We start from the raw sequence: 25,853 nt of genomic DNA, 5'->3' as shown, positions 1-25,853 counted from the left end.
CCTTCCTGCCTGGTCGGCTCTGCTGGTCAGTGCTGCGTGGTCAGCGCTGCTGGTCGGGGCTCACTCCCGGGCGAGCCGGTCGAGGCGGCGGGCGGCGAGGTGGGCGAGGAAGAGCGCCTGATCGGCGAGGCCCTCGTCGCTGTGCCTGGCCCGAGGCGAATGGTTGGCCTCCCGCTCCTCGACGGGCAGGGTGGGCAGCGCTGCCCCGAAGTGGCCGTAGGCACCGGGCACCTCGGCGAGCACCCGGGAGAAGTCCTCGGAGCCGGGCAGAGGATCGGGCCGCGACCAGGTCCGGTCGGCGCCGAAGAGGTCGGCGAAGGTCTCGAGGAAGAAGTCCGCCTCGGCGTCGTCGTTGATCGTCGGCGGCAGGATCCGCTCGTAGGCGACCTCGGCCTCGAGTCCGTGGGCGGCGACGAGCCCGCTGACGAGGTGGGGAAGCTCCGCCTCGGCGCGGGTGGTGACGGTCTCGGAGAACGAGCGGACGCTGACGACGAGGGTCGCGAAGTCGGGGATGACGTTGGGGGCGGTGCCGGCGTTGAACTGGCCGACGGTGACGACGAGGGGATCGAAGATGTCGAAGCGGCGGGTGACGTACTCCTGGAGCTGACCGACGAGCATCGCCCCCACGGAGATCGGGTCGCGGCCGGTCGCCGGCCTGGATGCGTGGGTCCCCTTCCCGTGGACGGTGATCGTCATCTTCGCAAACGCCGCCATGTACGATCCGCGTCTGCTCGACCCGAGGCCGAGGTCCTGATCCGCGGAGACATGGATCCCGTAGGCGGCCTTGACCCGGGGACCGGCGGCGTCGAGGACGCCCTCGTCGAGCATCCGGCCGGCCCCGTCAAAGCCCTCCTCACCGGGCTGGAACATGAACACGACGTCGCCGGGCAGCTCTGCGCGTCGGTCGTGGAGGAGACGCAGCGCCCCGACGAGGCCCGCGGTGTGGAGGTCGTGGCCGCACGCGTGCATGTTCCCGTTCACCGCGGCGAAGTCGAAGCCCGTCGCCTCGGGCACGGGCAGGGCGTCCATGTCCCCGCGCAGGAGCACGGCGGGCACGACGCCCGTCGAATCCTCGGTCCGCCTGCCGCCGCGGAGGACGACGGTGAGCGAGGAGAGGGCGGAACCGTCGGTGATCTCGACGTCGAGGTCGGCGATCGCCTCGCGGACGAGGGCCTGGGTCTCGGGCAGGTCGAGGCCGACCTCCGGGGCGGCATGGAGGGCGCGACGCAGGGTGACGAGGTCGGGGGCGAGAGCGGCCGCCTCGGCGGGAGTGGGGAGGGAAGCCATGGGGAGAGTCTATGCCCGCATGCAGGCGGTCAGCCGAAGTGGCGGGACTCCCATTCGACATCGGGGCTGAGCGAGGGCCCGTCGCCCTCGGCGATGACGAAGGTCATCGTCACATTCGCATCATGGGTGATGGAGAGGTGGAGGTTGGTGCCGCCGATCGCGCGGAAGTGCTCGAGGACGAGCCCGCGGAGACGGAACGACGGGGCGCCCGAGCGGGCGGGGACCACCTCGGCGGACTGCCAGGGCAGCCACCCGGGGAACCCGATCGCCTTCTTCAGGGCCTCCTTCGCGGAGAACCGGGCGGCCAGGGACGCGTCCGTGCGGCGCTTGCCGTTGCGTTTGAGCTGTTCAGCGGGGGTGAGCAGCCGGTCGAGGAGTTCGGGCACGCGCTCGATGTGCTCGGCGAAGCGCGGGACGTCGGCGATGTCGGTGCCGATGCCGAGAATGGCCATGGGGCCTCCTCTTCAGGCTGCTGTGCCGCAGATGCGGTGCGGTCCGCAGGTGCTGTGCGGTCCACGGTCCCGGCGGGGTGCCGGAACCGCGGACCGGAGGGATCACTCGACGGTGACGGACTTCGCGAGGTTGCGGGGCTGGTCGACGTCGAGGCCCTTGGCCGTCGCGAGCTCCATCGCGAAGATCTGCAGCGGGACCGTGGTGAGCAGCGGCGCGAGCAGCGTCGAGGTCTCGGGGACGTAGATGACCTCGGAGGCGAACTCGCGCACGTCCTCGTCTCCCTCCTCGGCGATGACGACGGTGTTCGCACCGCGCGCCCGGACCTCCTGGATGTTCGAGATCACCTTGGCGTGGAGCGAATCGCGTCCGCGCTTCGAAGGCACGACGATGATGACGAGCTGGCCGTCGTCGATGAGCGCGATCGGACCGTGCTTGAGCTCGCCCGCGGCGAAGCCCTCGGCGTGGATGTAGGCAAGCTCCTTGAGCTTGAGCGCACCCTCCATCGCGACCGGGTAGCCGACGTGACGGCCGAGGAAGAGCACCGAGCCGACGTCCTCGTTGCGGCGGGCGAGCTCGAGCACCTGGTCCTTGCCCTCGTCGAGGATCCGCTGGATCTTCTCCGGGATCGTCTGGAGGTCCTTGAGGATGAGCGCGATCTCGTCGCGGAACTTGTTCCCGCGCAGCTGCGCGAGGTAGAGGCCGAGCAGGTAGCAGGCGACGACCTGGGAGAGGAACGCCTTCGTCGAGGCCACGGCGATCTCCGGTCCCGCGTGCGTGTAGAGCACGGCATCGGATTCGCGCGGGATCGTCGAGCCGAAGGTGTTGCAGATCGCGATGACCTTCGCGCCCTGCTGGCGGGCGTGGCGCACGGCCATGATCGTGTCCATCGTCTCCCCCGACTGGGAGATCGCGACGATGAGGGTCTTCTCGTTGACGACGGGGTCGCGGTACCGGAACTCGTGGGCGAGTTCGACCTCGACGGGGATGCGGCACCAGTGTTCGATCGCATACTTCGCGACCTGACCGGCGTAGGCGGCGGTGCCGCACGCGATGACGACGATCTTGTCGATGGTCTTGAGCACCGACTCGTCGATGTTCATCTCATCGAGCGAGAGCTTGCCCTCGGTGTCGAAGCGGCCGAGCAGGGTGTCGCCGACGGCCTGCGGCTGATCGTGGATCTCCTTGTCCATGAACGAGGAGAAGCCGCCCTTCTCCGCCGAGGCGGTGTCCCAGTCGACCTCGAACTGCTCACCGGGGACGACCTTGCCGGCGAGGTCGGTGATGACGACCGAGTCCGGGGTGATGGTGACGACTTCGTCCTGGCCGATCTCGACGGCGGTGCGCGTGTAGTCGATGAACGCGGCGACGTCTGAGCCGAGGAAGTTCTCCCCCTCGCCGAGGCCGATGACCAGCGGCGAGTTGCGGCGCGCGGCGACGACGGTGCCGGGCAGGTCCGCGTGGACGGCGAGCAGGGTGAAGGCTCCTTCGAGCTGCTGGGCGGTCACGCGCATCGCATCGGTGAGGTCGCCGCATTCGCGGTAGTTCTTCGCCAGCTGCGCGGCCGCCACCTCGGTGTCGGTCTCCGAGGTGAACTCGAAGCCGTCGGCGACCAGCGGTGCCTTGAGCTGCGCGAAGTTCTCGATGATGCCGTTGTGGATGAGCGCAAGGCGTCCGCCGTCGGCGACGTGGGGGTGGGCGTTGACATCGGTGGGACCGCCGTGGGTCGCCCACCGGGTGTGTCCGATGCCCGTCTGCGCGAGCGGAAGCGCATTCGCCTCGAGGTCATCGGTGAGATTGGAGAGCTTGCCCGCCTTCTTGGCGGTGGCGAGTTCGCCGTCAGGGGTGACGAGAGCGACTCCAGCGGAGTCGTACCCGCGGTATTCGAGCCGCTTGAGGCCGGCGAGCACAACGTCGAGCGCAGTATGGTCGACATCGGTGACCGGCGCACTGGAGACATATCCTACGATTCCACACATGAGAGGAATTTTACTGGGCCGAGTCAACCCCGCCTCCCACCGGGTACCCAGGCCGTCCGCCGAGGTGACCGGGGGCACTGCCGGCCTGTGACGGCGACCGCATCGCCGGGGTGGCGCCGGCCGCATCGCCGGGGTGACGGCGGCCGCATCGCCGGGGTGCCACGGCGGTGCGGGAGGCGCCCATGACGCATGACACAATTGTCCCCATGCCTCATGTCGATCCGCAGCTTGACCGTGCGCGCCGCCTTGCCGGACTCAACACCGCGAGGAAGCTCGACGACCAGCCGAGCTCCCCGTTCTGGGAGTTCGACCGCGAGGTGTGGGGCACGCTTGCGCAATCGACTCCACTGCCGCTGACCCAGCGCGACATCGAGCGGCTGCGCGGCCTCGGCGATCGCATCGATCTCGACGAGGTGGCGCAGGTCTACCTGCCGCTGTCCCGCCTGCTCAACCTCTACGTCTCCGCCCGGCAGGGCAAGCACCAGATGACGCGGGAGTTCTTCTCCCCCCTTCACGAGCTCGGCCTCGAACCGCAGGACGCCAAGCGCACGCCCTTCGTCATCGGCGTCGCCGGCTCCGTCGCAGTGGGCAAGTCGACGACGGCCCGTGTCCTGCGCGAACTCCTCGCCCGCTGGCCCGACACCCCTCGCGTCGAGCTCATCACCACCGACGGGTTCCTCTACCCCAACGCCGAACTCGAACGCCGACACCTGAACGGCCGCAAGGGCTTTCCCGAGTCCTATGACCGCCGCCGCCTGCTCCGCTTCCTCTCTGCCGTGAAGTCCGGGGCCCCGGAGGTCCGGGCACCCGTGTACTCCCACCACACGTACGACATCGTTCCCGGCGCCGAGGTGGTCGTCCGCTCCCCCGACGTCCTCATCGTCGAAGGGCTCAACGTCCTCCAGCCGGCCCGGCCCCGCAGCGACGGGACCGTGGGTCTGTCGACGAGTGACTACTTCGACTTCTCCGTCTACGTCGACGCCCGCTCCCGCGACATCCGCGAGTGGTACGTCTCGCGCTTCCTCAAACTCAAACACGGCGCCTTCCAGGACCCCGACTCGTACTTCCACCGCTACTCGAAGCTCAGCGACGACGAGGCGGTGACGCTCGCCACGGAGATCTGGGACTCGATCAACTTCCCCAACCTGCGGGAGAACGTCCTGCCCAGCCGCGGTCGCGCCGACCTCGTCCTCCACAAATCCGCCGACCACACGATCCGCAAGGTCCAGTTGCGCAAGCTCTGATCCGCGGCTGGTCGGCGGGCGTCGCGGATTCGCTGTCGTCGGTCGGGCGCCGCGCACTCCCGGAGTTCGGTCCGGGCGGGCGGAAATAGAATCGGCCCACGCACAGTTGCACTGAGTGCACAGTTTGTCATCCCCAAGGAGGCGATGCGCCTTCGTCCGGGTGCGTGCACTCCCACTCGGGCGAGAAGCAGGAGAGAGGCGACGATGAGTCTGCAGTCGGCACACAGGGTGATGTACACCTCGGTGAAGAGTCAGCGCACCCCGCAGACGACGATCCAGAAGGGCACCTACCGGCGGATCGCCGGATTCGCGAAACGGCACAAGAGGAAGCTCGCCGTCTTCCTCACCCTCTCCGTCGGCTCCGCCGTCATCGGCGTGCTCAACCCCGTCCTCGCCGGTGACGTCGTCAACGCGATCACCGGCGGCGGTCCCGTCGCCACCGTCGTGTGGCTCGCCGTGGCCATCGGCGCCCTCGCGATCGCCGACGCCGCGCTCTCGATCACGAACCGGTACCTGTCCGCGCAGATCGGCGAAGGCCTCATCTTCGATCTGCGCACCGCCGTGTTCGACCACGTCCAGTCGATGCCGATCGCCTTCTTCAGCCGCACCCGCACCGGTGCGCTCGTCTCGCGGCTCAACACCGACGTCATCGGGGCGCAGCGGGCGTTCTCGAACACGCTCTCGGGCATCGTGTCCAACCTCGTCTCGCTCATCCTCACCGTCGCCGTCATGGTGACGATCTCCTGGCAGGTCACGGCCCTGTCGATCCTCCTCCTGCCGCTGTTCATCATCCCCACGAGGATGCTCAGCGGGAAGCTCGCCGCCCTCCAGTTCCAGGCAGCGGAGAACAGCGCCGACATGTCGACGCGGATGACCGAGCGCTTCTCCGCCGGCGGTGCCACGCTCATCAAGCTCTTCGGCAACCCCGCCACGGAGAACCGCGAGTTCGCCGACCGCGCCGGTCAGGTCCGCGACATCGGGGTCAAGGTCGCGATGCTCCAGTCGACGTTCGTCGCCTCCCTCACCCTCGTCTCAGCTCTCGCGCTGGCACTCGTCTACGGCATCGGCGGCGCCCAGGCGGTCCTCGGTCATCTCAATGCCGGTCAGGTCGTCACCCTCGCCCTCCTCCTCACCCGCCTGTACACGCCACTGACGATGCTCGCGAACGCCCGCCTCGACATCATGAGCGCCGTCGTCAGCTTCCAGCGGGTCTTCGAGATCCTCGACCTCGTCCCGTTCATCAAGGCGCCGAAGGACCCCAAGGAGCTGCCTGAGGACGGCCTCGACGTCGCATTCGACCATGTCAGCTTCGCCTACCCGAGTGCCGAACAGGTCAGTCTCGCGAGCCTCGAGGACGTCTCGGTGCTCGACGCCCGCGGCGGTCAGGAGGTCCTCCACGATCTCCGCTTCACGATCCCCGCCGGTCACACGGTCGCCCTCGTCGGCTCCTCGGGGGCCGGCAAGTCGACGATCGCCTCACTGCTGCCGCGCCTCTACGATGTCACCGAGGGCAGCATCACGATCGGCGGTGTCGATGTCCGCGAACTCTCCGCGGAGACGCTGCGCAAGACGGTCGGCGTCGTCACCCAGGACGGGCACGTCTTCCACGAGTCGATCCGGTCGAACCTCCTGCTCGCGAAGCCCGATGCGACGGAGACCGAACTCGACGACGCCCTCGACCGGGCGCAGCTCCACGACGTCATCGCGGCCCTGCCCGACGGGCTCGACACCGTCGTCGGCGAGCGCGGCTACCGGCTCTCCGGCGGTGAGCGCCAGCGGCTGACGATCGCCCGGATGCTCCTCGCGGCCCCGGAGATCGTCGTCCTCGACGAGGCCACCTCGGCGCTCGACTCGACGAACGAGGCGGCCGTGCAGCAGGCGCTCGCGCACGCGATGTCGGGGCGCACCGCGCTCGTCATCGCGCACCGGCTCTCGACGATCCGGCAGGCCGACACGATCCTCGTCGTCGAGGCCGGGCGCATCGTCGAGTCCGGCTCGCATGCCGAGCTCATCGCCCGCGGCGGCCGCTACGCCGAGCTCTACGCGACGCAGTTCTCCGACAGCTGAGGAGCGGAGCTCAGGCGCGGAGGCCGAGGAAGGCCGGGATCTCGGCCACCGAGGGCAGCGACTGCGCGCCGTCGAAGGCGGAGAAGTCCGCGGCGGTGAGCGCTCCGGTCTCGACGCCGAGGACGATTCCGGCCCCCGAGGCGGCGCCGGCTTCGACGTCGACGGCGGTGTCACCGGCGACGAGCACGGTGCGGACGTCCTTCGTCCCGGTCCGCTCCATCGCCCGCTGGATCATGTACGGGTAGGGGCGGCCGGCGGCCACCTCGTCGGAGCAGACGACGGCGTCGAGGTTCCCGTCCTCCCCCGTCGCCCACCCGAGGCCCTCGAGGAGGGGGCCGGCGACGTCGGTCGAGAACCCGGTCGTCAGCGCCACCTTGACCCCGTTCCGGCGGAGTTCGGCGAGCGCCTCGGTGACGCCGGGCAGCGGTTCGGGCGGGGTGGCGGCGTAGAACTCGCGCAGCAGCGCGCGGAAGCGGTCGAAGCACTGAGCGACCGTGCCCTCGTCCGCGGCATGCCCGCCGAGGCGGAGGAGGTTGCGGATCGCCTCGACCTTGTCGGTGCCCATCCAGGTCTGGAGGTTCTCCTCGGTCACCTCGGTGCCGGTCTCCTCGACGCTTTGGCGCAGCGCCCGGTAGACGTCTCCGTGCTCGTCGAGCGTGGTGCCTGCCATGTCGAAGACGGCGAGGTCGATGGTCGTGGTCATTGGGGGTTCTCCTTCGCAGAGGTGGATGCGGGCGGCAGTGTCGCCGCCCGGCGTGGCGCGCGTGTCATGGGTCGGCTGGGACCGAGGTCAGTCCTCGGGGATGAGTCGGATGACGTTGCCGCCCGAGGCGGCGGTGTTGTTGATCGTGAACGTCACCTTGCCGGGCAGGTACCGGTCATCGGAGTACTCGACGGGGACGCCGGCACCGGTCGAGGTGATCCGGAGTTCGCGCAGCAGCGGCGTGCAGTCGGGCACCTCGAGCAGTTCGGCGTCGAGGCCCGCTGCGGTCACGGCGTCGAAGGTGTGGCGGGCGGCGACGAGTTCGACGCCGTTGCCCTTGAGGTGGGCGAAGATCGATCCGCTGTCGGTGTCGAAGTCGAAGAGGTGACGTCCGGCCTCGAGGGTGAAGGCCGTGCGCTCGACCATCACCGGCACGTCGTCGAGGAGGCGCAGGCGGATGATCTCGACGACGGTCTCCCCGACCGGCACGGACAGTGCCGCGGCCACCTCTTCGTTCGCGGCGCGGCGGGCGAGTTCGACGGTGCGCTGTCCCGGACGCCGATGCGTCGACTGCGCCCACTCGGAGAAGGAGAGGAAGCTCGTCATCGACTGCGTCGGCACGGAGCCGACGACGTGGGCGACCGCTCCCTGACTGCCGGCGATGATGCCCTCGGCCCGCAGTGCCGCGAGCGCCTGGCGCACCGGACCGCGGGAGACGGAGAACTCACGGCAGAGTTCGGCCTCGCTCGGCAGCGGCGCCCCGATGGGAAGCCTGCCGTCGGTGATCCGCGCCCGCAGCTCGTCACCGATGACCCTGTGCAGGGCCGCCCGCGGCTCCATAGGTGAACGTGAACTTGTCATCATAGGTTCGACGATAACCTACCGGCCCCGGCTTTCGGGCCTCCGTGATTGAACGCGGGATGAACAGACACCCCGCGCGAACGCTCGCAGATGAACGGATCGCCAACTTATATATACATGCCCCGAATCCGCTTGTCTCAGGCGTCCCGGACACGGCAGTCTCGAGGCATGAACCATTCTGACATCATCGTCGTCGGGGCCGGCATCATCGGCCTCGCCCATGCCCGGGCCGCCGCTCGCCGGGGCCTGAGCGTGACGATCCTCGAGGCCGACACGGTGCCGCGCGGTGCGTCCGTGCGCAACTTCGGCCACGCCTGCATCACCGGGCAGACCGGTGAGTTCGCCGAACTCGCCGCCGCCGGCCGCCACCAGTGGATGGAAGCGGCGAAGGAGGCCGACTTCTGGGCCGCACCGACCGGCGCCTTCGTCGTCGCCACCTCGCAGGCGCAGATGGCGATCCTCGAACAGGCCCGTGCTGAGAAGGGTGCGGCCGCGATCGACCTCCTCACGCCCGAACGCCTCGGGGCCGCGGTCACCGGCGACCCCCACGCCCGCCTGCGCGGCGCTGTGGGCGGGGCGCACCTGACCGCCGACCTCCGTGTCGACCCCCGCACCGCGGCCCCCCGGCTTGCGCAGTCACTGAGCTCCGCCTCGGCGATCGACCTGCGCACCGGGGTCCGGGTGGGCCGAGTCGCCGACGGACGGGTCGAGACCTCGGTGGGCACGTTCACCGCCGACCACGTCATCGTGTGCACCGGCCACCAGCTTCCCGCGCTCTTCCCCGAGCTCGCCGCCGAGGCCGAACTCGTCGAGTGCGCGCTGTCGATGACCCTGGCCGCGACCCCGGAGCACATCCGCACGGATGCTGCGATCCTCACGCGCACCTCGCTGCTGCGCTACGACGCGTTCACCTCGATGCCCGCCGCCGAGGCGGTCCGCGACGAGGTCGCCCGCAGCGCCCCCGAGCTCATCGCCGTCGGCGCCAACGTCATGTTCGGTCCCCGCCCCGACGGGACGATCATCATCGGCGACTCCCACGAGTACGGTCGCAGCGTCGACCCGTTCATCCCGGAGTCGACGACCGACGTCCTCCTCGCCGAGGCGGCCTGCGTCCTCGACCAGCCCACCGGGTTCGCCATCCGCCAGCGGTGGCAGGGCGTCTACGCCTCGAGCCCGACCCGACCGCTCCTCGTCGAGACCGTCGACGAGCGCACGACCGTGGCCACCGTGGCCACCGGGATCGGGATGACGATCGCCTTCGGCCTCGCCGAGCGCACGCTCACCGCCCTGCGACCCTCACTCCGTCCCGCCGCCTGAGCCGTCCGGGCGATCGCCCGGACCCCACCAGAACCGTTCCACCCCGTCCTATCGCACGATCACCATCACTCCATCACAGAAGGATCATCATGAAGCGCGTCCACATCGCCCTCGCCTCCGCCGCCGTCCTCCTCGCCCCCGTCGTCCTCGCCGGCTGCTCGCCGGCAGCCAGCGCCGAGTCGGCGACCTGTCCGAACGGGCAGATCACCTTCGGCATCGAACCGTTCGAGGACCCGAAGAAGCTCGAACCCGCGTACAAGACGGTCGCCGAGTCGCTGTCGAAGACCCTCGACTGCCCCGTCGAGGTCCAGGTCCTCGAGGACTACTCCGCCGAGGTGCTCGCGATGCAGAACGGCAAGCTCGACATCGGCCAGTTCGGCCCCCTCGGCTACGTCTTCGCCTCCGAGCGCGCCGGTGCCGAACCGCTCGCCTCCTTCGGCACCGCCGAGGGCGAGCTGAGCTCGTACACCGGTGGCATCTGGGTCCCCAAGGAGTCCGACATCACAACCCTCGAGGACCTCCGCGGCAAGGACCTCGCCCTCGGCAGCGTCGGTTCGACCTCGGGTGACGCTCTGCCCCGCTACGCCCTCGCCCAGGCCGGCATCGCCGAATCCGAGCTCAACCTCAACTACGCCGGCGGCCACCCCGAGGCCCTGCTCGCCCTGACGAACAAGACCGTCGACGCCGCCCAGATCAACTCCCAGACGATGGGCACCGCGATCAAGGAGGGCACCTTCAAGAAGGAGGACTTCCGCCAGATCTGGGAGTCCGACCCCATCCCGAACGACCCGATCACCGTCGCCGAGTCCGCTGACCCCGAGTTCAAGAAGGCCGTCAAGGACGCCCTCCTCAACCTCCCGGCCAAGGACATCGAAGAGGTCGCCGGCTACCTCGGCGTCGAACCGGCCGGTCAGCTCATCGAAGTCGACAAGTCGACGTACCAGCCGCTCTTCGACCTCGCGAAGACGATGAACCTGACCGAAGAGGACGTCTGATGACGCTGCGGACCACTCCCGCCGAGGCGGCCGCCGGGTCCCCGGCGACGCCGGGGTCGGCGGCGACCGGAGGCACCGGCGGTGCCGGTGCCTCCCCGCTCCTGCGGGTCTCCGGCCTCGCCGTCGCCTACGGTCCGACCACCGTGCTCGACGACGTCAGCTTCGACGTCGCCCCCGGTGAGCTGCTCGCGTTCCTCGGAGCCAACGGATCCGGCAAGTCGACGACCCTGCGCGCCGTCGCCGGCCTCACCCCGCACCAGGGTGGTGAGATCGAGATCGGCGGCGAGCACGGACGCCCGGCGATGGTGTTCCAGAAGATCCACCTCGTCGCCCGCCGCTCCGTGCTCGACAACGTCTGCGCGGGCGCCCTCGCCCGGATGCCCGTCGCCGCCTCGCTCCACCCGTGGTTCTACCCGGCGGAGATCCGCCGGGAGGCGATGGTCGCCCTCGACCGGGTGGGACTCGCCGACAAGGCCCCGCTGCGGGCCGGCACGCTCTCGGGCGGTCAGCAGCAGCGCGTGGCGATCGCCCGCGCCCTGTGCCAGGGCGCGGAGGTCCTCCTCGCCGACGAACCCGTCGCCGCGCTCGACCCCGAGGCGGCCCGCACGGTCATGGGACTGCTGCGCGACCTCGCCCACGACGAGGGACTCGCGGTCGCAGCAGTCCTTCACCAGCCGGACCTCGCCCGTGAGTTCGCCGACACGATCATCGGTCTGCGCTCCGGCGGGATCGTCCTGCGCGGGCGCGCCGACGAGGTGCCGGCCGAGGAGATCACCGGCCTCTACACCCCCGTGACGAATTCGGAGAGCAAGTGAAGACGATTCCCGACACGCGCGGCACCACCCTGCGCACCGTACCGCTGGGCCAGACCCCGACCGCCCTGCAGCCGCCGATCCGCCGCTTCGGCGGCTGGCAGCTGGCGACGGCGATCGTCGTCATCGTCGTCCTCCACGTCGTCGCCCTGCGGGAGACGGACTTCTCGCTCGTCACCCTCGTCGACGGACGGCAGGGGATGGCGAACTTCCTCTCCGAGGCGTTCCCGCCGAACCTCGACTGGACGGACACGGTGTGGCCGGGCATCCAGGCGACCGGGATCACGCTGTGGATCGGCCTGCTCGGCACGACCCTGTCGATCCCCACCTCGGCGCTGCTCGCCGTGCTCGGTTCGCGCACGACCTCACCGCACCCGGTCGTCTACCAGGTCGCCCGCGCGATCATGTCCTTCCTCCGCGCGGTTCCCGACATCGTCTTCGCCCTCGTCTTCGTCACCGCGGTCGGCCTCGGGCCCTTCCCCGGTGTGCTCGCGCTCATCTTCCACAACACGGGAGTCATGGGCAAGCTGTGGTCGGAGGCGATCGAGGAGATCGATCCGGGTCCCTCCGAGGCGCTGGCGACTGCCGGGGCGAAGCGCTCGCAGATCGTCGCCAACGCGACGTTCCCGCAGGTCGTCCCCCAGCTCTTCGGCCTGCTCCTCTACCGCTTCGACGTCAATGTGCGGTCCTCGCTCGTCCTCGGCCTCGTCGGGGCCGGCGGCATCGGACTGCTCATCAACCAGTCGATCAAGTCCTTCCAGTTCGACTCGATGCTCACCTACATCCTCATCGTGCTCGTGCTCATCATCGCCGTCGACCTCTTCTCGGCGGGAGTGCGCAAGAAGCTCGCGCTCTGAGCTGAGCGACCGCTGAGGCCGGCAACGAGATGCCGAAGGCCCGGGACGATTCCTCGTCCCGGGCCTTCGTGGTGCCGTGCGTCCCCGCCGAGGCGGGATTCCGCTCCCCCGCCGAGGCGGTGCTCGGGAGGGTCAGAGCGCGAGGTGCTCCTTGACGACGGCGGCGAGGCGCTCGGCCTGGCGGCGGGAGATCTCCTCGGTCTCGGCTTCGACCATGACGCGGATGAGCGGTTCCGTGCCCGAGGCGCGCAGGAGCACGCGGCCGGTGCCGTCGAGTTCGGATTCGACGGCGGCGACCTCCGCGGCGACCTCCGGGATGTCGACCCGGTGCTTGTCGACGCCCTTGACGTTGACGAGCGACTGCGGCAGCTGCGGGATCTCCGCTGCGAGGTCCGCGAGCGTGCGTTTGGCATCGGCCATCCGCTTCATGAGGTGCAGAGCCGTCTGCACGCCGTCGCCGGTCGTGCCGTGGTCGAGCATGAGGAGATGCCCGGACTGCTCTCCGCCGAGGGAGTAGCCGTCGGCGAGCATCTTCTCGAGCACGTACCGGTCGCCGACGGCCGTCTGCACGGTCCGGATGTCGTAGCGGTCCATCGCCAGGCGCAGACCGAGGTTCGACATCACCGTGGTCACGAGCGTGTTCCCCTTGAGCTCGCCGAGCTCCTTGAGCCCGATCGCGAGGATGCCCATGAGCTGGTCGCCGTTGACGACGCGTCCGAGCGAGTCCACGGCCAGGCACCGGTCGGCGTCTCCGTCGAAGGCGACGCCGAGGTCGGACTGGGTCTCGACGACGAGGCGCTGGAGCGGTTCGAGGTGCGTCGAGCCGACGCCGTCGTTGATGTTGAGTCCGTCGGGTTCGGCGGCGGAGACGATGACCTCGGCACCGGCCTGGCGCAGAGCCGCGGGACCGACGATCGAGGCGGCACCGTGGGCGCAGTCGACGACGACCTTGAGACCCGAGAGCGGGCGCACCCCGTCGGGGGCGATCGAACGCACGAGCTTCTCCGTGTACTCGTCGGCGGCGGCCGGGTAGCGGGAGATCCGTCCCACCTCGGCGCCGGTGGGACGCTCCCAGTCCTCGTCGAGGATCGCGAGGATCTCGTCCTCGACGGCGTCGTCGAGCTTCGTGCCGCCGGCGGCGAAGAACTTGATGCCGTTGTCGGGCATCGGGTTGTGGGAGGCGGAGATGACGACGCCGAACGCGGCGCCGGTGTCCCGGACGACGCTGGCGATGCCGGGCGTCGGGAGCATTCCGGCGTCGAGGACGTCGACTCCGGCAGAGGCGATTCCCGCGCTCGTCGAGGCGGAGAGGAACTCACCGGAGACGCGGGTGTCGCGACCGACGACGGCGAACGGACGCTTCTCGCCGCTCCACGTCCGGGTGAGCACACGGGAGGCGGCGACGGAGAGCTGGAGCGCCAGCTTCGCCGTGATGTCCCGATTGGCGAGGCCGCGCACCCCGTCGGTTCCGAAGAGTCGTGCCATGGGCAGGTCCTTTCTCACAGTTCTGTTCGATCGTAGTGCATGGTCATCGGCGCACCGCGGAGGTCGGTGATCCGGCTGGGCGGGCCCGCGGGCCGTGAATGCACGAAGTGCGGCCCCGAACGGGTTCGGGGCCGCACTTGCGACAACCGGTCGCGCATCAGTGGCAGACCATGCGCGGTCGGTCGAGCCGGATCAGCGCTTCGAGAACTGCGGCGCCTTGCGGGCCTTCTTGAGACCGGCCTTCTTGCGTTCCTTGACGCGGGCGTCGCGGCGCAGGAAGCCTGCCTTCTTGAGTTCGGGGCGGTTCGACTCGGCGTCGATCTGGTTGAGCGAACGGGCGATGCCCAGACGGACGGCACCGGCCTGTCCGGAGGGTCCGCCGCCCGAGATCCGCACGACGACGTCGAAGCGGCCTTCGAGGTCGAGCAGGCGGAAGGGCTCGTTGACGAGCTGCTGGTGGAGCTTGTTCGGGAAGTACTCTTCGAGAGTGCGTCCGTTGATCGTCCACTCGCCCGAGCCGGGGATGAGGCGGACGCGGGCGATCGCCTGCTTGCGGCGGCCCACTCCGTTGCCGGGGGCGGTGAGGGACTGTCCGCGTCCACCGGCGGTCTGGTCGCCCAGGCCGGCGTCTGCGGGGGTCTCGGAGGTGTATTCGGTCAGTTCTTCGACTTCGGTCGCGTTGGCGGTGTCAGCCACGGTTCTCCTCGGTTGGTCTGGGGCCGGCGGCGCTTACTGCGCGACCTGGCTGAGTTCGTACGGCTGCGGGTTCTGCGAGGCGTGCGGGTGCTCGGCACCGGCGTAGACCTTGAGTTTCCGCATCTGGGCACGTCCGAGACGAGTCTTCGGGACCATACCGGCGACAGCCTTCTCGACTGCGCGCTCGGGGTTGGAGGCGAGCAGCTCGGCGTAGTTGACGCTCTTGAGGCCGCCCGGGTAGCCCGAGTGGTGGTAAGCGCGCTTCTGCTCGAGCTTCGCGCCGGTCAGCGCGACCTTGTCGGCGTTGATGATGATGACGAAGTCACCGGAGTCGATGTGCGGTGCAAAGGTGGTCTTGTGCTTGCCGCGCAGCAGGCGGGCAACCTGGGTGGCAAGACGACCGAGCACGACGTCAGTGGCGTCGATGACGTGCCACTGGCGCTCGACTTCGCCGGGCTTGGGGGTGTACGTACGCAAAAGTAGCCTTCTTTTCGTATCTGTGTTGCTGGGGCCAGCGGCCTGCGGACTCATCGGGTCGTGAGGCTGATTCGTCCGCGCGCTGATTGTCTTCGATCGGGTACGTCCGTCAGCTGCTTCCCCACCTACGGGCCTGCAACGCAAGAGGCTATGCAAGGGAGCACGACGAGCGCACACAACGACAATCAAATATACATGCCCGCGCGCCCGCTGAGCAAACGTCCAGCCCGATGCCAGCGGGGTGAGATGCGCTACCCGATACCATTGACCTGTGCCGCCTGACTCCTTCCTGCCCATTCGCCTTCCCGCCGCCCGAATCCTCGTGCTGGGAATGGTCGTCGGGCTCCTGGCACTCGTCGGAGCTCTTCCGGCGACCCCTGCCTGGTCGTCGACGACGCCGGAGCAGGGCACCGAGGAGTCGTCGCAGCCGAGCCCTCCGGCGGCCGGGGCCGACGATGCCGCGACCGCCGGGAATCCGACGGTCGTCTTCGGAATACCGGGTCTGACCATCGGCGACATCGACCCGGAGCGCACCCCCAACCTCTTCGAGCTCGCCTCAGGCGGGGCGATCGCCAACCTCAACGTCCGCACGATCGGCTCGGCCACATGCCCGGCCTCCGGATGGCTGTCGCTCGGTGCCGGTGCCCGCGCCGTGGCGGGGCCGGAGCACGAACCCGACCTCGACAACCCCGCGCGCTGCCCCTCCCTCATCGCGCCGACGTCGGCCGCAGGTGCCACCGCCGAGGCCGAGGGAGCCGACCCGTCCGCGGCCGGTGGTGACGAAGATCTCGCCGAGGCGGCCCGCATCCCCGACTTCGCCTCCGTCCGGGAGCCGAACGAGGGCACCGGGTACACCGTCGACTACGGCATGCTCGCCCGCCTCGTGCGCGAGGCCCCGGCAGCGCCGAGCGGCCTCGACGCGTGCGCGGCCGCCCAGGGTCCGGGTGCCGCGTACGCCGTCGCCGACGAGGGCGGAGCGGTGCGGAACTACACCGACGATGCGATCGGCGCGGGATGCCGTCTCTCGCTCATCGACCTCGGGTCGATCGGCTCACGGTCCTGGCTCTACGACCCGATCCCCAACTACTCCTACACCGTGCCCGTCGACTACGACCGGCGCACCGCCGTCGCCGAGGCCGACCGTCGCCTCGGCGCCGCCCTCGGCGAACTCCGGGAGCAGTCCGAGGGAGAGCCGACCGTCATCGTCGCAGGCCTCGGCGACAGTTCGGGATCGCCGAGGCTGCGGGCATTCATCGGCTCGGGACCGGGGTTCGCCGCCGGGACCGTGTCCTCGGCCTCGACGCGCAGCCCGGCACTCCTCCAGCTCACCGATCTCGCGCCGGGCATCCTCGAACACCTCGGCATCGATTCGCCAAGCGGGATCACCTTCGACGTCTCAGCGTCCTCGGCGTCGACGGAGGACAGGCTCCTCGACCTCGAGACCGAGGCGACGAAGGCCGAGACCGTCTACGAGAACCTCTCGACGTTCTCCCTCACCCTCGACATCGCGTTCTACGTCCTCGTCGTCCTCTGCGGTCTCCTCCTCTCCACGGCCGTCGCCCGGGCCTGGGTGCCGGGTCTGGCGCGGGTGCCGGGGCTGCGGCGGGTGCCTGGCCTGCGCCAGTCGCCAGGGGCCAGCGGCTTCGAGCGCGTGCAGGCCGGTGCCGAGAGCCTGTCGGTCCACCGGCTGCTCGGATGGATCGGCTTCGTCCTCGCGACCGTGCCGATGGGCGGCTTCCTCGCCGGGCTCCTCCCGTGGGCCCGCTTCCCCGAGCCCGACCTCGGACTCGGGGTCTCGGTGGTCATCGGCTCCGCAGCGATGCTCGTCATCGCCCTCCTTCCGCCGTGGGGACGGACCTGGCGCGGTCGGGTCGGGGCGCTGACGTCCGTGACCCTCCTCGTCATCGCCGTCGACCTCGCGACAGGCTCCCGACTGCAGGCGAACTCGCTGCTCGGCTACAACCCGATCGTCGGCGGCCGGTTCTACGGCCTCGGCAACCAGGGCGCGGCGATCTTCATCGTCAGCCTCTTCATCCTCCTCGGTCTCGTCGTCTCGCGCCTGCGCGCTGCCGGCCGGACGCGCGCAGTCGTCCTCGTCCCCGCCGTCGTGGGACTCCTCGCGGTCTTCGTCTCCGGGAACCCGTCCTGGGGGGCGAAGTTCGGCGGCACCATCGCCACCCTGGCCGGACTGCTCGTCCTCCTCGCGCTCGTCAGCCGGATCCGCCTCTCGCTCTTCCGCCTCGGACTCATCGGCCTCGCCTCGCTCGGCGTCCTCCTCGGCATCGCGTTCCTCGACTGGCTGCGACCGGCAGGCAGCCGTTCGCACTTCGGGAACTTCTTCGATCAGCTCGTCACCGGCGAAGCCCTCCAGGTCGTCGGCCGCAAGCTCGGCGCCAACCTCCACATCATCCAGATCAACCCCGCGCTCGCGATCGTCACCCCGCTCGCGATCATCGCGATCCTGTTCTTCCTCCGCTACCTCCTCCACTTCCCCCGCTTCCGCGGGCGGACCCGCACCGCTGCGGTGCTCGACCACTGGCAGGGGCGCCTTCCCGCCCTCTTCACCGACGAGGACGTCCACTCGGGATTCCTCGCCGCGGTCACCGGTCTCGCCGTCGGGCTCGTCCTCACCGACTCCGGCATCGCCGTGCCCTCGACCGGGGCGATGGTCCTCCTTCCCTATCTCCTCGCTCTCTGCGCCGACCGTGGCCTCAGCGGTGCCGGCCCGGACCTCGCCGAGAACGGTCCGGACCGCCGCGCCTCCGCCGGCCGGGTCGGATCCGCTGGCCGAACTGCGGACCGTGGCACCAGTGTGACCCCCGGCACTGACACGAACGGGTCGGTGCGATGACCGTGCTGCCGCGCTCCTGGTTCGTCCGGGTCCTCTTCGGCCTCCTCGCCGCCGCCGTGCTCGTCGTCGGCCTCCCCCAGGCCGGTCAGGCGGCCGACGCCCCGACACCATCCGCGGGCCGGTCGGCATCCGCGACCCCGCCTGCGGGCTCCTCGCCGCCGGTCGACTCCTCGCCGCCGACCGACTCCGGAGCGACCTCGACGAGCACCGGCGACCGTGGAGCGATCCTCATCGGCACCTCCGGCTTCGAGTTCGAGGACCTCGACCCGCAGACGACGCCGAACCTCTGGGCGATGATGCAGTCCGCGCAGATCGGGACGATGACCCCGCGCAGCGTCCGCTCGGTCAGCTGCCCCGTCGACGGCTGGCTCGCGGTCGGCTCGGGCAGGCGCGCCGCCGACGAACCTCGTCCCCAGTGCCGGGTGCCGCAGCCGCCGCTCGACGGTTGGGTCGCCGACTGGGACGTCTACGCGCAGGTCGCTCGGGGCGACAACTACGATGCCGCGCTCGGCGGGCTCGCCGAGGCGGTGCCGTCGATCTCTGCGTTCGGTCCCGGTGCCGCGATCGCCGCCGCCGACCCCACCGGCCGCATCGAGGCGTGGTCCCCGATCGGCGACGACATCGGTCCGCGGGCCGCCGCCGCCTCCGAGGCCGGGGAGCTGACGATCGTCGACCTCGGCAACTCCGCCGCCGACGGCTATTCGCTGCGTGACCTCGACCGTCGGGTCGGAGCGGTCCTCTCAGCGACCGGGTGGATGACGGCCGACGCCGCCGACGGCATCGGCGAAGGCACCTCCCCGGTCATCTTCGCCTCGATCGCCGACGGCACCCACGACGGTTCGTCGATGCAGGCGACGATGATGCTCCAGCCCGGTGAGAAGCCGGGACTGCTCACCTCGTCCTCGACCAGGCAGCCGGGTCTCGTCCAGGTTCCCGACATCGCGCCGACGCTCGTCCAGCTCTCCGGCGGGGAGCCGATGGGCAACGTCGCCGGTGCTCCGATGAGCTCGACCCCCGGCGGGTCGTGGGAGTCGCGCTACCAGTCGGTGCTCGACCGGCAGGTCGCGGTGAAGACGCAGAACGAGATCTCGACGTGGTTCTTCCCCGTCGTCGCCACCCTCATGGTCGTCCTCCTCGTCCTCGCGTGGTTCCTCCGCCGGCGGCACGCGGAACTCGTCCGCTCCGGGGCGTATCGGCTCGGCATCGTCTTCGCGGCGATGCCCGTCTCGACGTACCTCGTCAACACGGTGCCGTGGGAACGGGCGACGAACCCCGACATCGCGATGCTCGGCGCCCTCGTCGGATGGGCACTCGTCCTCGGGGCCCTCGCCCTCCTCGGACCGTGGAGCAGACACCGTCTCGGTCCGGTCCTCTTCGTCTGCGTCGTCACCGTGACCGTCCTCGGCTACGACGTCGTCACCGGTTCGCAGCTGCAGATGTCGACGCTGCTCGGCGAACCGCTGCTCATCGCCTCCCGCTTCTACGGGATCGGCAACTCCGCGCTCGCACTCTACTGCTGCGCCCTGCTGCTCGCCGTCGCGGGCTTCGCCTCAATGACGAAACGGCCGATGGCGCGCCTGTCGATCGTCCTCATCCCCGTGCTCGTCTCGTGCGCACTGCTCGCCGCCCCCGGCCTCGGGACGAAGTTCGGGTCCGTGCCCACGCTCATCATCGGCGTCGCCTACCTCGCCCTCGCCTCGGCGGGGATCCGCTTCTCGCTCAAACGGCTCGGCCTCACCGTCGGCATCGCCGGGTTCGTCATGCTCCTCGTCCTCTTCCTCGACTGGCTGCGACCGGCGAACCAGCGCACCCACTTCGGCCGCTTCTTCGACTCCCTCATCAGCGGTGAGGCGCTCGGCGTGCTCGCGCGCAAGATCGACATGAACATCGACATCCTCACCCAGTCGTGGATGACGGTCATCCTTCCGCTCGTCATCATCGCCGTCGTCTGGGCCGCGCTCATGCCGCAGCGGTTCGGCCTGCGCGGGCTCGTCGACGCCTACGCCCGGATCCCGCTGCTGCGGGCCGGGATGATCAGCCTCGCGATCCTCCTCGGCGTGGGCACGATCATCAACGACTCCGGCATCGTCGTCCCCGCCGTCGGCATCCTCTTCCTCGTGCCCGTCCTCGCCCATCTCGAGACGTTCCGCACCCCGTCCTCCCCCGCCGAGGCGACCGCCGCCACCCGTCTCACCTCCCCCGCGGGTCCGCCCCCGGCCGATGCCGAGGATGCGGCCGGTGCCACGGCTGCGGCCGATGCCGAGAATCCGTCCGGTGCCGAGAGTGCCCCGGATTCCGGGCCCGCGGCCTCACGATCGACCACCGCAGACCGGACCGCCCGTGACGGTGTGTCCCCGACCGACCCACGCCGGCTCAGCGACCGGTCACCCGAGCGCCGAGGCGGCGCACCCTCCTGAGGACCCGAAGACACTCCGGTCCCGGGACCGGACACGCGGACGGGCCGGGGAGGCGACTCCCCGGCCCGTCCGGACTCGCACACAACGCCAGGTCACACCTCGGCGTCGGCCTTCTTCCTGCGGATCGCGGTGACGACGGCGCCGCCGGCGATGATGAGGGCGAGCGCAGCGGCGACGAGGTTCATCGCTTCGAAGCCGGTGCGCGGGAGGTCTCCCCCGTCCTTGCCCGCGGAGGCCTCCGAGCCGCCGCCGGCCGACGAGGCCGATCCGCCCGCCGACGACGATCCGCCGGCATTCGAACCGCCGTCAGAGCCCTTCGCGCCACCCGAGGCATCGGCCGAGCCGCCGTCGGCACCCGCATCAGCGGCACCTCCGTCAGCGCCCGCACCGCCGTCTGCGCCCGCATCGGCGCCGGCACCGGCGGTGACGTCCGCGGTCGCCTCGAACGCGTGCGGCAGCGGCAGCGGGTTGTCATCCCACCATTCGGCCTCACCGGCGAGGAGCGTCGCGGTGGCCGTGACCTCCCCAGAGGCGTCTTCGGGGGCGCTGACCGTGATGGGCACCTCTGACTGGCCCGCCGGGATCGACTCGAGGGTGATCGTCGCCTGACCGGCCTCCTGCTTGACAGCCGCCGCGGGCGCCGTTGCCGACTGCGCCTGCCCCGCCTCGACGGTGAAGCCCTCGGGCACGTCGACGGTGACGTCGACGGGACCGGGCACCTCGGCCTTCGCGTCAGTGGTGAGGAGGAACTCGCCCGAGCCCCCCGCAGCGATGCCGTCGGCAGGAGCCGTGAAGTCGACGTTGAGTTCGCCGTTCGCGATGACGTCCTTCGCGGCGTCGGCCTGCCGCTCGGTCTTGTCGGGGGCGACCGGCGAGTTGTCGTTGAAGTACTTCGTCCACGTCTCGAAGTCGGTGAGTCCGGACTGTTCGAACGTCCCCTTCGCGAACGAGGAGAAGTTGTCGCCGCCCGCGGCGAGGAAGCTCAGGGTCGCCACCCGGTAGTCCCGGTTCGGGTCGATCTCCTCGCCGTTGACCTTGACCGACTTCACGCGCTTCCCGGCCTCGGCGCTCGAATCGTAGACGACGTCGAGCTCCTTCGAGATGCCGAGGTGGAGGAACGGCCGCGAGGCGCCTGCGGGCTGCCACTGCTCCTCGAAGAGCCCGATGACATCTGCGCCCTTCATCGTCACGACGCCGTGGTCGTTGGCGAACGGGAGGACCGCGTTGAGTTCGGCGGCGGTGACCTCGCAGCGCTTCTCGGTGTTGTAGATGTCATCGCACTTGAGGTCCGTGCGCAGACCGCCGGGGTTCGTGATGCCGAAGTCCGCGGGCGCGAGCTGGGAGTCCCCGACGCCGTCCTTAAGCGCATCGGCGACGAGGTTGCCGAGCGTGCTCTCGGCACCGCGGTCCTCCGAACCGTCGTTGAAGGCGCGCGTGATGTCCTCGGTGATCGTGCCCGCGACGACGGATCCCGGTCCCTTGGCCTTCTCGTCGGCGTCGGCGATGATCTGCTTGACCTCGTCGACGACCGGGGACGCATAGTCCTTGTCCTCGGTGGAGAGGAGCTCCGAGGTCGCGGTCGTCCAGTCGCCGTTGCCCAGGGATTCGAGCTGGAGCTGACCGACGACCGATCCGTAGTTGCCGGCCTGGATGACCGGGCGCGTGCGCTCGGGATCGCCCGGCACCGGGGCGTCGAAGGACGACGGCAGATGGGTGTGGCCGGTGAGCATCGCGTCGACCGAGGGGTCGGCCTCGGTGACGAGCTTCTTGAACTCGGCGTTCGAGGCCTCTGCCGCCTCGAGGCTCTCCGTCGACGAGGCGCCGAGGTGGGCCTCGACGACCGTCATGTCCGGCTTCTCCTCCTCCGGCAGCGCCTCGAGTTCGTCGGCGACCCGGTTGACCGCGTCGGTGGGGTCGCCGAAGTCGACGTCGGCGATGCCGTCGGGTGAGACGAGCGAGGTCGTGTCCTGCGTGACGACGCCGATGACGGCGACCTTGACGCCTCCGACGTCGAGCGTCGTGTAGGCGTCGAGTCCGTCGACGACGTTCGTCGTGCCCTTGTCGTAGACGTTCGCGGCGAGGTAGGGGAAGTCGGCTTCGGCGGACACCCGTCCGGTGAGGTCGTCGATGCCCTTGTCGTATTCGTGGTTGCCGGTCGCCGAGCCCTGGAGTCCGATGGCGTTGAGCACGTCGATCGTCGGCGAGTCGTTCTGTGAGGAGGAGACGTAGGTCGAGGCGCCGATGCTGTCGCCGGCGGAGAGGAAGGCCGTTCCGGCGGCACCGGGAACGTCGGCGAACTTCGCCCTCTCCTCCTCGACGACCGAGGCGACCTGCGATCCGGCCTCGACGATGCGTCCGTGGAAGTCGGTGATGCCGAGCAGCTGGACCTTGGTCCCGGCAGGAGCGGCGTTGGGGTCAGCGCTCGGAGCATCGGTGGGGGCGGCGGACTCAGCGGGGGCCGGCGACTCCGGGGCCGCCTCGGCGGGGCTCGTCGGCGTGCCGATCGAGGACTCCCGGTCCGGGTTCTCCTGCGACGCCGAGGACTCCTCGGACGGGTTGCCCAGCGGTGCCGCATGGGTCGGCGCGATGCCGGGCAGGGTGAGCAGCGTGACGGCTGCGCCGGCGGCGAGCGCCTTGGTGACGAGTGTCGACATAGATTCGCATCCTTTGGTCATGACGTCCGCCGCAGGCGACGGGCTGAGAAGAGGATCGAGCGAACTCATCGTGTCGCAGGGAAGCGAACGACGAGTGACGTACACGTGAATCTACACAGGAATCTCACACCTGGGAAGAGGTTCCCTCTCAAACTCCCAGAGAATGACGACAAGGCAGGCGTCCGGAATGCGTCGGCGGCGCACGTCCCGGGGATCGGGTCGTGCGCCGCCGTCGACGTGCTGATATCGCGGTGAGGCGGTGCGCTCAGAGCTTCGCCTTGATCTTGGCGATGCGCTCCTCGCGCTTCTCCTTGCGTTCGGCCTTCTTCGCCTCCTTCGCCTTCTCGCGGGCGGCGTCGGCGGCGGCGATCGCCGCGTCCTCGGCGGCGGCGACCTCGTCGAGGACCTCGTCCTCGGGCCGACGCAGGAGCTCGGCACCCGTCGACTTCGCGAAGTCGTCGAGAACGGCGGGATCGGTCTCCTCGACTTCGGCGATGACGCCGGTCCTGCCGGCGGGCAGGGCGCTGCTGAACACGGTGAGGGCGTCGTCAGCGTCGAACGTGCGCTCGGCGTCGACGGTCGAGCCGATGAGGGCACCGGTGGCGAATCCGAGGAGGACGCCGAGGGGGCCGCCGAGGATGCCGATGAGCGCCCCGATGCCGCCTCCCCCGAGAGTGGAGAGTCCGAGGTCGTTGTCCTGCCCGTCGGTGACACGCAACTGACCGCGATCGTTGCGTTCGACGACGGCGGAGGCGACGATCGTGATCGCTGCGGAGTCGAGGTCGCGGAACTTGCTGAAGGCCTCATAGGCGGTGCTCGAGTTGTCCCAGGTGAGGAGGACGATGTTGGTTTCTGACATGGCGCTTCCCTTCGCAGATGGCGGATGGGTGGGGATGGCGGTCGGGGAAGGCTCGGCTCGCCGGTGCCGGGTCACCCAGACAACCACCCCTGCGATGAGGGGTCAAGAGCACGATCGTTTTCACAGGACTCCCTCAGATCCGAGCGGACGATCGACCGAGGCCGCGTGGGAGGTCGAGGGCGGCGGTCAGTCGAGGTCGCGGCGGGCCATCGTCTGGGCCGCGCGTGCCGCGTAGTCCTCAGGTGCCGGGTAGCCGACCCCGGTGAGGACGAGTCCGTGGGCGGGGGTGACGAACATCGGCCCCTCGGGGGCGATCCCGGCATCCGCCTCGGCGAGGAGTTCGGCGGGACGGGTGACCGGCCACGCTCCCGACCCGACCCGGATGAGCCCGCCGACGAGCGCCCTGACCATGTGATGGCAGAACGCGTCGGCACGCAGGTCGATGGTGATCACGGCGTCGTCGTCGCGGACGACGTCGAGGTCGTGGAGGGTGCGGATCGTCGTCGCCCCCTCCCGCGGTTTGCAGAAGGGAAGGAAGTCGTGGAGTCCGCGCGCCTCGTCGGCGGCCTCGGCCATCGCCTCGGCGTCGAGTTCGCCCTTGTGGCGGGGGGTGACCGCGGTGAGGAGCGGATCGACGAAGGACCGATGATCGGCGAGGCGGTAGCGGTAGGAGCGCCACAGCGCGGAGAAGCGCGCGTCGAAGTCCGCGGGAGCCTCGCTCACGGCGTGGACGACGAGGTCGTCGGAGCCGTCGGCGGTGAGCACCCCGCGCAGACGCGAGAGCAGCGCCGTCTCCGCGGTTCGGGACGAGCGTCCGACGAGCCGGGCGATGGCCTCGTCGCCGAGGTCGAGGTGGACGACCTGGCGCCTCGCGTGGACGCCGGCGTCGGTGCGTCCGGCGACGACGGCGGCCACCTCGGTGCCGGCGACCCGGGCCAGACCGTCCTCGAGCTTGCCTTGGACGGTGCGCAGGCCCGGCTGCTTCGCCCAGCCGTGGAAGTCGGTGCCCCGGTAGCCGAGGTCGATGCGGAACCGGGTCATGCCTCGACCGTTCCCCGGCCGGTGCGGTCCCCGGTGCTGGTGCGGCCCTCGGTGCCGGCAGGACCGTCCGCCTCGGCGCGACGGGGGTCCGTGCCGTCTCGGGAGGAGTCCTCTGTGAAGTGCTCCCGGGGGCGGAAGACGCGGCCGAAGAGGCGGGAGAGGAAGCGGGCGCGCTGCCGGTGGTAGCGGTCGACGTTGGCGTTGTAGAGCCGGCTCACGGCGACGATCCGTTCGGAGAGGACGGTGAGCTGGCCATGGAGGAGGAGGACGGTGGTCTCGAGCTCGTCGCGCATCCCCGCCTGCACCGAGGTGGCCGCGTCGGCGCCTCCGCTGGGGGTGGTCGGGATGAGGGCCGCACCGTCGATCGCCGTGGACAGGGCGTTCTCGGCGGCCGCTCCGCGCGGGCCGAAGACGGCGCGCTCGGCTGAGGCGAGGGCGAGTTCGAGGCTGCTCAGGTCCCGGGTGGTCACCTGCTGCAGGGTGCCGATGTAGGCGGGGACGAGGGCGTGCCGGGCCTTGAGTTCGACGACGAGCTGCCGTTTGGCCTCGTCGCAGAGGGAACGGGCCATCGAGAGCTGGTTGAACCGAAGGATGGTGAGCATGACCGCAGCGACGAGGAGGACGGAGACCGCAGCGGCGGCGATGATGGTCCAGACCACGCGCAGTCCTCCCCTCTCGTGCCGGCCGCGCCCAGCCCGCGGGCGCGGTACAAGTTTACGTGGGGTTCACCCCCGCCGCGAACGGGTCGGTCACCGGTCACCGGACGTCTGCCTGAGTGAACTGATTTCGGCAACTCGTCGC

The 25,853-nt window shown here is 70.0% G+C and carries 20 protein-coding genes; 8 read left to right on the top strand and 12 right to left on the bottom strand.

All coding sequences use genetic code 11. From position 1 onward, the window contains the following. Positions 1-60: 60 nt before the first annotated feature. The 3 genes from BC102111_RS13985 to glmS all read right to left on the bottom strand — a co-directional run bounded on the left by BC102111_RS13985 (position 61) and on the right by glmS (position 3,716). Positions 61-1,287, bottom strand: coding sequence for a M20 metallopeptidase family protein (locus BC102111_RS13985; RefSeq protein WP_101624648.1), 1,227 nt, complete (start codon positions 1,285-1,287; stop codon positions 61-63). Between the two features lie 29 nt (positions 1,288-1,316). Further along, positions 1,317-1,739, bottom strand: a complete 423-nt coding sequence (locus BC102111_RS13980) for a holo-ACP synthase (protein WP_009376107.1) — start codon at positions 1,737-1,739, stop codon at positions 1,317-1,319. A 102-nt stretch (positions 1,740-1,841) separates the two neighbouring features. Continuing rightward, complete coding sequence (gene glmS, locus BC102111_RS13975; protein ID WP_095376435.1) at positions 1,842-3,716, bottom strand: glutamine--fructose-6-phosphate transaminase (isomerizing); 1,875 nt, start codon at positions 3,714-3,716, stop codon at positions 1,842-1,844. Between the two features lie 206 nt (positions 3,717-3,922). On the opposite strand from glmS, the gene coaA reads away from it, so the two are divergent. Both coaA and BC102111_RS13965 read left to right on the top strand, forming a co-directional pair. Further along, positions 3,923-4,960: a type I pantothenate kinase gene (gene coaA / locus BC102111_RS13970; RefSeq protein ID WP_009376109.1), complete on the top strand. Its 1,038-nt coding sequence runs from the start codon at positions 3,923-3,925 to the stop codon at positions 4,958-4,960. Between the two features lie 204 nt (positions 4,961-5,164). Continuing rightward, positions 5,165-7,027 carry an ABC transporter ATP-binding protein gene (locus tag BC102111_RS13965; RefSeq protein ID WP_101624647.1) on the top strand — a complete coding sequence of 621 codons (1,863 nt, stop codon included), beginning with the start codon at positions 5,165-5,167 and terminating at the stop codon, positions 7,025-7,027. 10 nt (positions 7,028-7,037) lie between these two features. Here the strand turns inward: BC102111_RS13965 and BC102111_RS13960 are convergent, their stop codons facing one another. Beyond that, on the bottom strand, positions 7,038-7,730 hold the full coding sequence (locus BC102111_RS13960) for a phosphonatase-like hydrolase (protein ID WP_101624646.1): 693 nt from the start codon (positions 7,728-7,730) through the stop codon (positions 7,038-7,040). A gap of 87 nt (positions 7,731-7,817) precedes the next feature. Then, positions 7,818-8,591: a GntR family transcriptional regulator gene (locus BC102111_RS13955; RefSeq protein WP_232252493.1), complete on the bottom strand. Its 774-nt coding sequence runs from the start codon at positions 8,589-8,591 to the stop codon at positions 7,818-7,820. Positions 8,592-8,759: 168 nt separating this feature from the next. Between BC102111_RS13955 and BC102111_RS13950 the strand changes: the two genes are divergently transcribed. The 4 genes from BC102111_RS13950 (at position 8,760) to phnE (ending at position 12,572) form a co-directional block, all read left to right on the top strand. Then, a complete protein-coding gene (locus BC102111_RS13950) occupies positions 8,760-9,908 on the top strand; it encodes a TIGR03364 family FAD-dependent oxidoreductase (protein ID WP_101624645.1) in 1,149 nt (382 codons plus the stop codon). 89 nt (positions 9,909-9,997) lie between these two features. Beyond that, complete coding sequence (locus tag BC102111_RS13945; RefSeq protein WP_101624644.1) at positions 9,998-10,903, top strand: phosphate/phosphite/phosphonate ABC transporter substrate-binding protein; 906 nt, start codon at positions 9,998-10,000, stop codon at positions 10,901-10,903. Further along, complete coding sequence (locus BC102111_RS13940; RefSeq protein WP_009376123.1) at positions 10,903-11,718, top strand: phosphonate ABC transporter ATP-binding protein; 816 nt, start codon at positions 10,903-10,905, stop codon at positions 11,716-11,718. The genes BC102111_RS13945 and BC102111_RS13940 overlap by 1 nt, the downstream gene beginning before the upstream one ends. Further along, positions 11,715-12,572, top strand: coding sequence for a phosphonate ABC transporter, permease protein PhnE (gene phnE / locus BC102111_RS13935; RefSeq protein WP_009376124.1), 858 nt, complete (start codon positions 11,715-11,717; stop codon positions 12,570-12,572). The genes BC102111_RS13940 and phnE overlap by 4 nt, the downstream gene beginning before the upstream one ends. A gap of 132 nt (positions 12,573-12,704) precedes the next feature. On the opposite strand, the gene glmM is transcribed toward phnE, so the two are convergent. The 3 genes from glmM to rplM all read right to left on the bottom strand — a co-directional run bounded on the left by glmM (position 12,705) and on the right by rplM (position 15,230). Then, positions 12,705-14,057 carry a phosphoglucosamine mutase gene (glmM, locus tag BC102111_RS13930; protein WP_009376126.1) on the bottom strand — a complete coding sequence of 451 codons (1,353 nt, stop codon included), beginning with the start codon at positions 14,055-14,057 and terminating at the stop codon, positions 12,705-12,707. A gap of 192 nt (positions 14,058-14,249) precedes the next feature. Beyond that, entirely contained in the window at positions 14,250-14,753 is a 504-nt protein-coding gene (gene rpsI / locus BC102111_RS13925) for a 30S ribosomal protein S9 (protein ID WP_009376128.1), read from the bottom strand. Positions 14,754-14,786: 33 nt separating this feature from the next. Next, positions 14,787-15,230 carry a 50S ribosomal protein L13 gene (gene rplM, locus BC102111_RS13920; protein WP_009376130.1) on the bottom strand — a complete coding sequence of 148 codons (444 nt, stop codon included), beginning with the start codon at positions 15,228-15,230 and terminating at the stop codon, positions 14,787-14,789. Between the two features lie 271 nt (positions 15,231-15,501). Between rplM and BC102111_RS13915 the strand changes: the two genes are divergently transcribed. Together BC102111_RS13915 and BC102111_RS13910 are read left to right on the top strand one after the other, a co-directional pair. Next, positions 15,502-18,081: an alkaline phosphatase family protein gene (locus tag BC102111_RS13915; protein ID WP_257957744.1), complete on the top strand. Its 2,580-nt coding sequence runs from the start codon at positions 15,502-15,504 to the stop codon at positions 18,079-18,081. Then, positions 18,078-20,498, top strand: a complete 2,421-nt coding sequence (locus BC102111_RS13910) for a hypothetical protein (protein ID WP_101624642.1) — start codon at positions 18,078-18,080, stop codon at positions 20,496-20,498. The genes BC102111_RS13915 and BC102111_RS13910 overlap by 4 nt, the downstream gene beginning before the upstream one ends. 92 nt (positions 20,499-20,590) lie before the next feature. Here BC102111_RS13910 and BC102111_RS13905 read toward each other — a convergent pair whose 3' ends face one another. The 4 genes from BC102111_RS13905 to BC102111_RS13890 all read right to left on the bottom strand — a co-directional run bounded on the left by BC102111_RS13905 (position 20,591) and on the right by BC102111_RS13890 (position 25,711). Then, positions 20,591-23,152 carry a bifunctional metallophosphatase/5'-nucleotidase gene (locus tag BC102111_RS13905; protein ID WP_101624641.1) on the bottom strand — a complete coding sequence of 854 codons (2,562 nt, stop codon included), beginning with the start codon at positions 23,150-23,152 and terminating at the stop codon, positions 20,591-20,593. Positions 23,153-23,417: 265 nt separating this feature from the next. Then, positions 23,418-24,011, bottom strand: coding sequence for a DUF1269 domain-containing protein (locus BC102111_RS13900; protein ID WP_009376141.1), 594 nt, complete (start codon positions 24,009-24,011; stop codon positions 23,418-23,420). Between the two features lie 186 nt (positions 24,012-24,197). Further along, positions 24,198-25,052 carry a tRNA pseudouridine(38-40) synthase TruA gene (truA, locus tag BC102111_RS13895; RefSeq protein WP_063249358.1) on the bottom strand — a complete coding sequence of 285 codons (855 nt, stop codon included), beginning with the start codon at positions 25,050-25,052 and terminating at the stop codon, positions 24,198-24,200. Continuing rightward, positions 25,049-25,711, bottom strand: a complete 663-nt coding sequence (locus tag BC102111_RS13890; protein WP_063249360.1) for a hypothetical protein — start codon at positions 25,709-25,711, stop codon at positions 25,049-25,051. The genes truA and BC102111_RS13890 overlap by 4 nt, the downstream gene beginning before the upstream one ends. Positions 25,712-25,853: the final 142 nt, after the last annotated feature.

Origin of the sequence: Brevibacterium casei CIP 102111, assembly GCF_900169275.1 — a bacterium.
In the GTDB taxonomy this organism is placed as follows: Bacteria; Actinomycetota; Actinomycetes; order Actinomycetales; family Brevibacteriaceae; genus Brevibacterium; species Brevibacterium casei.
The sequence above is the reverse complement of the archived record's forward strand: the minus strand, read 5'-3'. Positions and strand labels throughout refer to the sequence as shown.

Coding starts and splice junctions, on each gene's coding strand:
- BC102111_RS13985 (WP_101624648.1), bottom strand. CDS start 1,287: ATGGCTTCCCTCCCCACTCCCGCCGAGGCGGCCGCTCTCGCCCCCGAC.
- BC102111_RS13980 (WP_009376107.1), bottom strand. CDS start 1,739: ATGGCCATTCTCGGCATCGGCACCGACATCGCCGACGTCCCGCGCTTC.
- glmS (WP_095376435.1), bottom strand. CDS start 3,716: ATGTGTGGAATCGTAGGATATGTCTCCAGTGCGCCGGTCACCGATGTC.
- coaA (WP_009376109.1), top strand. CDS start 3,923: ATGCCTCATGTCGATCCGCAGCTTGACCGTGCGCGCCGCCTTGCCGGA.
- BC102111_RS13965 (WP_101624647.1), top strand. CDS start 5,165: ATGAGTCTGCAGTCGGCACACAGGGTGATGTACACCTCGGTGAAGAGT.
- BC102111_RS13960 (WP_101624646.1), bottom strand. CDS start 7,730: ATGACCACGACCATCGACCTCGCCGTCTTCGACATGGCAGGCACCACG.
- BC102111_RS13955 (WP_232252493.1), bottom strand. CDS start 8,591: ATGACAAGTTCACGTTCACCTATGGAGCCGCGGGCGGCCCTGCACAGG.
- BC102111_RS13950 (WP_101624645.1), top strand. CDS start 8,760: ATGAACCATTCTGACATCATCGTCGTCGGGGCCGGCATCATCGGCCTC.
- BC102111_RS13945 (WP_101624644.1), top strand. CDS start 9,998: ATGAAGCGCGTCCACATCGCCCTCGCCTCCGCCGCCGTCCTCCTCGCC.
- BC102111_RS13940 (WP_009376123.1), top strand. CDS start 10,903: ATGACGCTGCGGACCACTCCCGCCGAGGCGGCCGCCGGGTCCCCGGCG.
- glmM (WP_009376126.1), bottom strand. CDS start 14,057: ATGGCACGACTCTTCGGAACCGACGGGGTGCGCGGCCTCGCCAATCGG.
- BC102111_RS13910 (WP_101624642.1), top strand. CDS start 18,078: ATGACCGTGCTGCCGCGCTCCTGGTTCGTCCGGGTCCTCTTCGGCCTC.
- BC102111_RS13905 (WP_101624641.1), bottom strand. CDS start 23,152: ATGTCGACACTCGTCACCAAGGCGCTCGCCGCCGGCGCAGCCGTCACG.
- BC102111_RS13900 (WP_009376141.1), bottom strand. CDS start 24,011: ATGTCAGAAACCAACATCGTCCTCCTCACCTGGGACAACTCGAGCACC.
- truA (WP_063249358.1), bottom strand. CDS start 25,052: ATGACCCGGTTCCGCATCGACCTCGGCTACCGGGGCACCGACTTCCAC.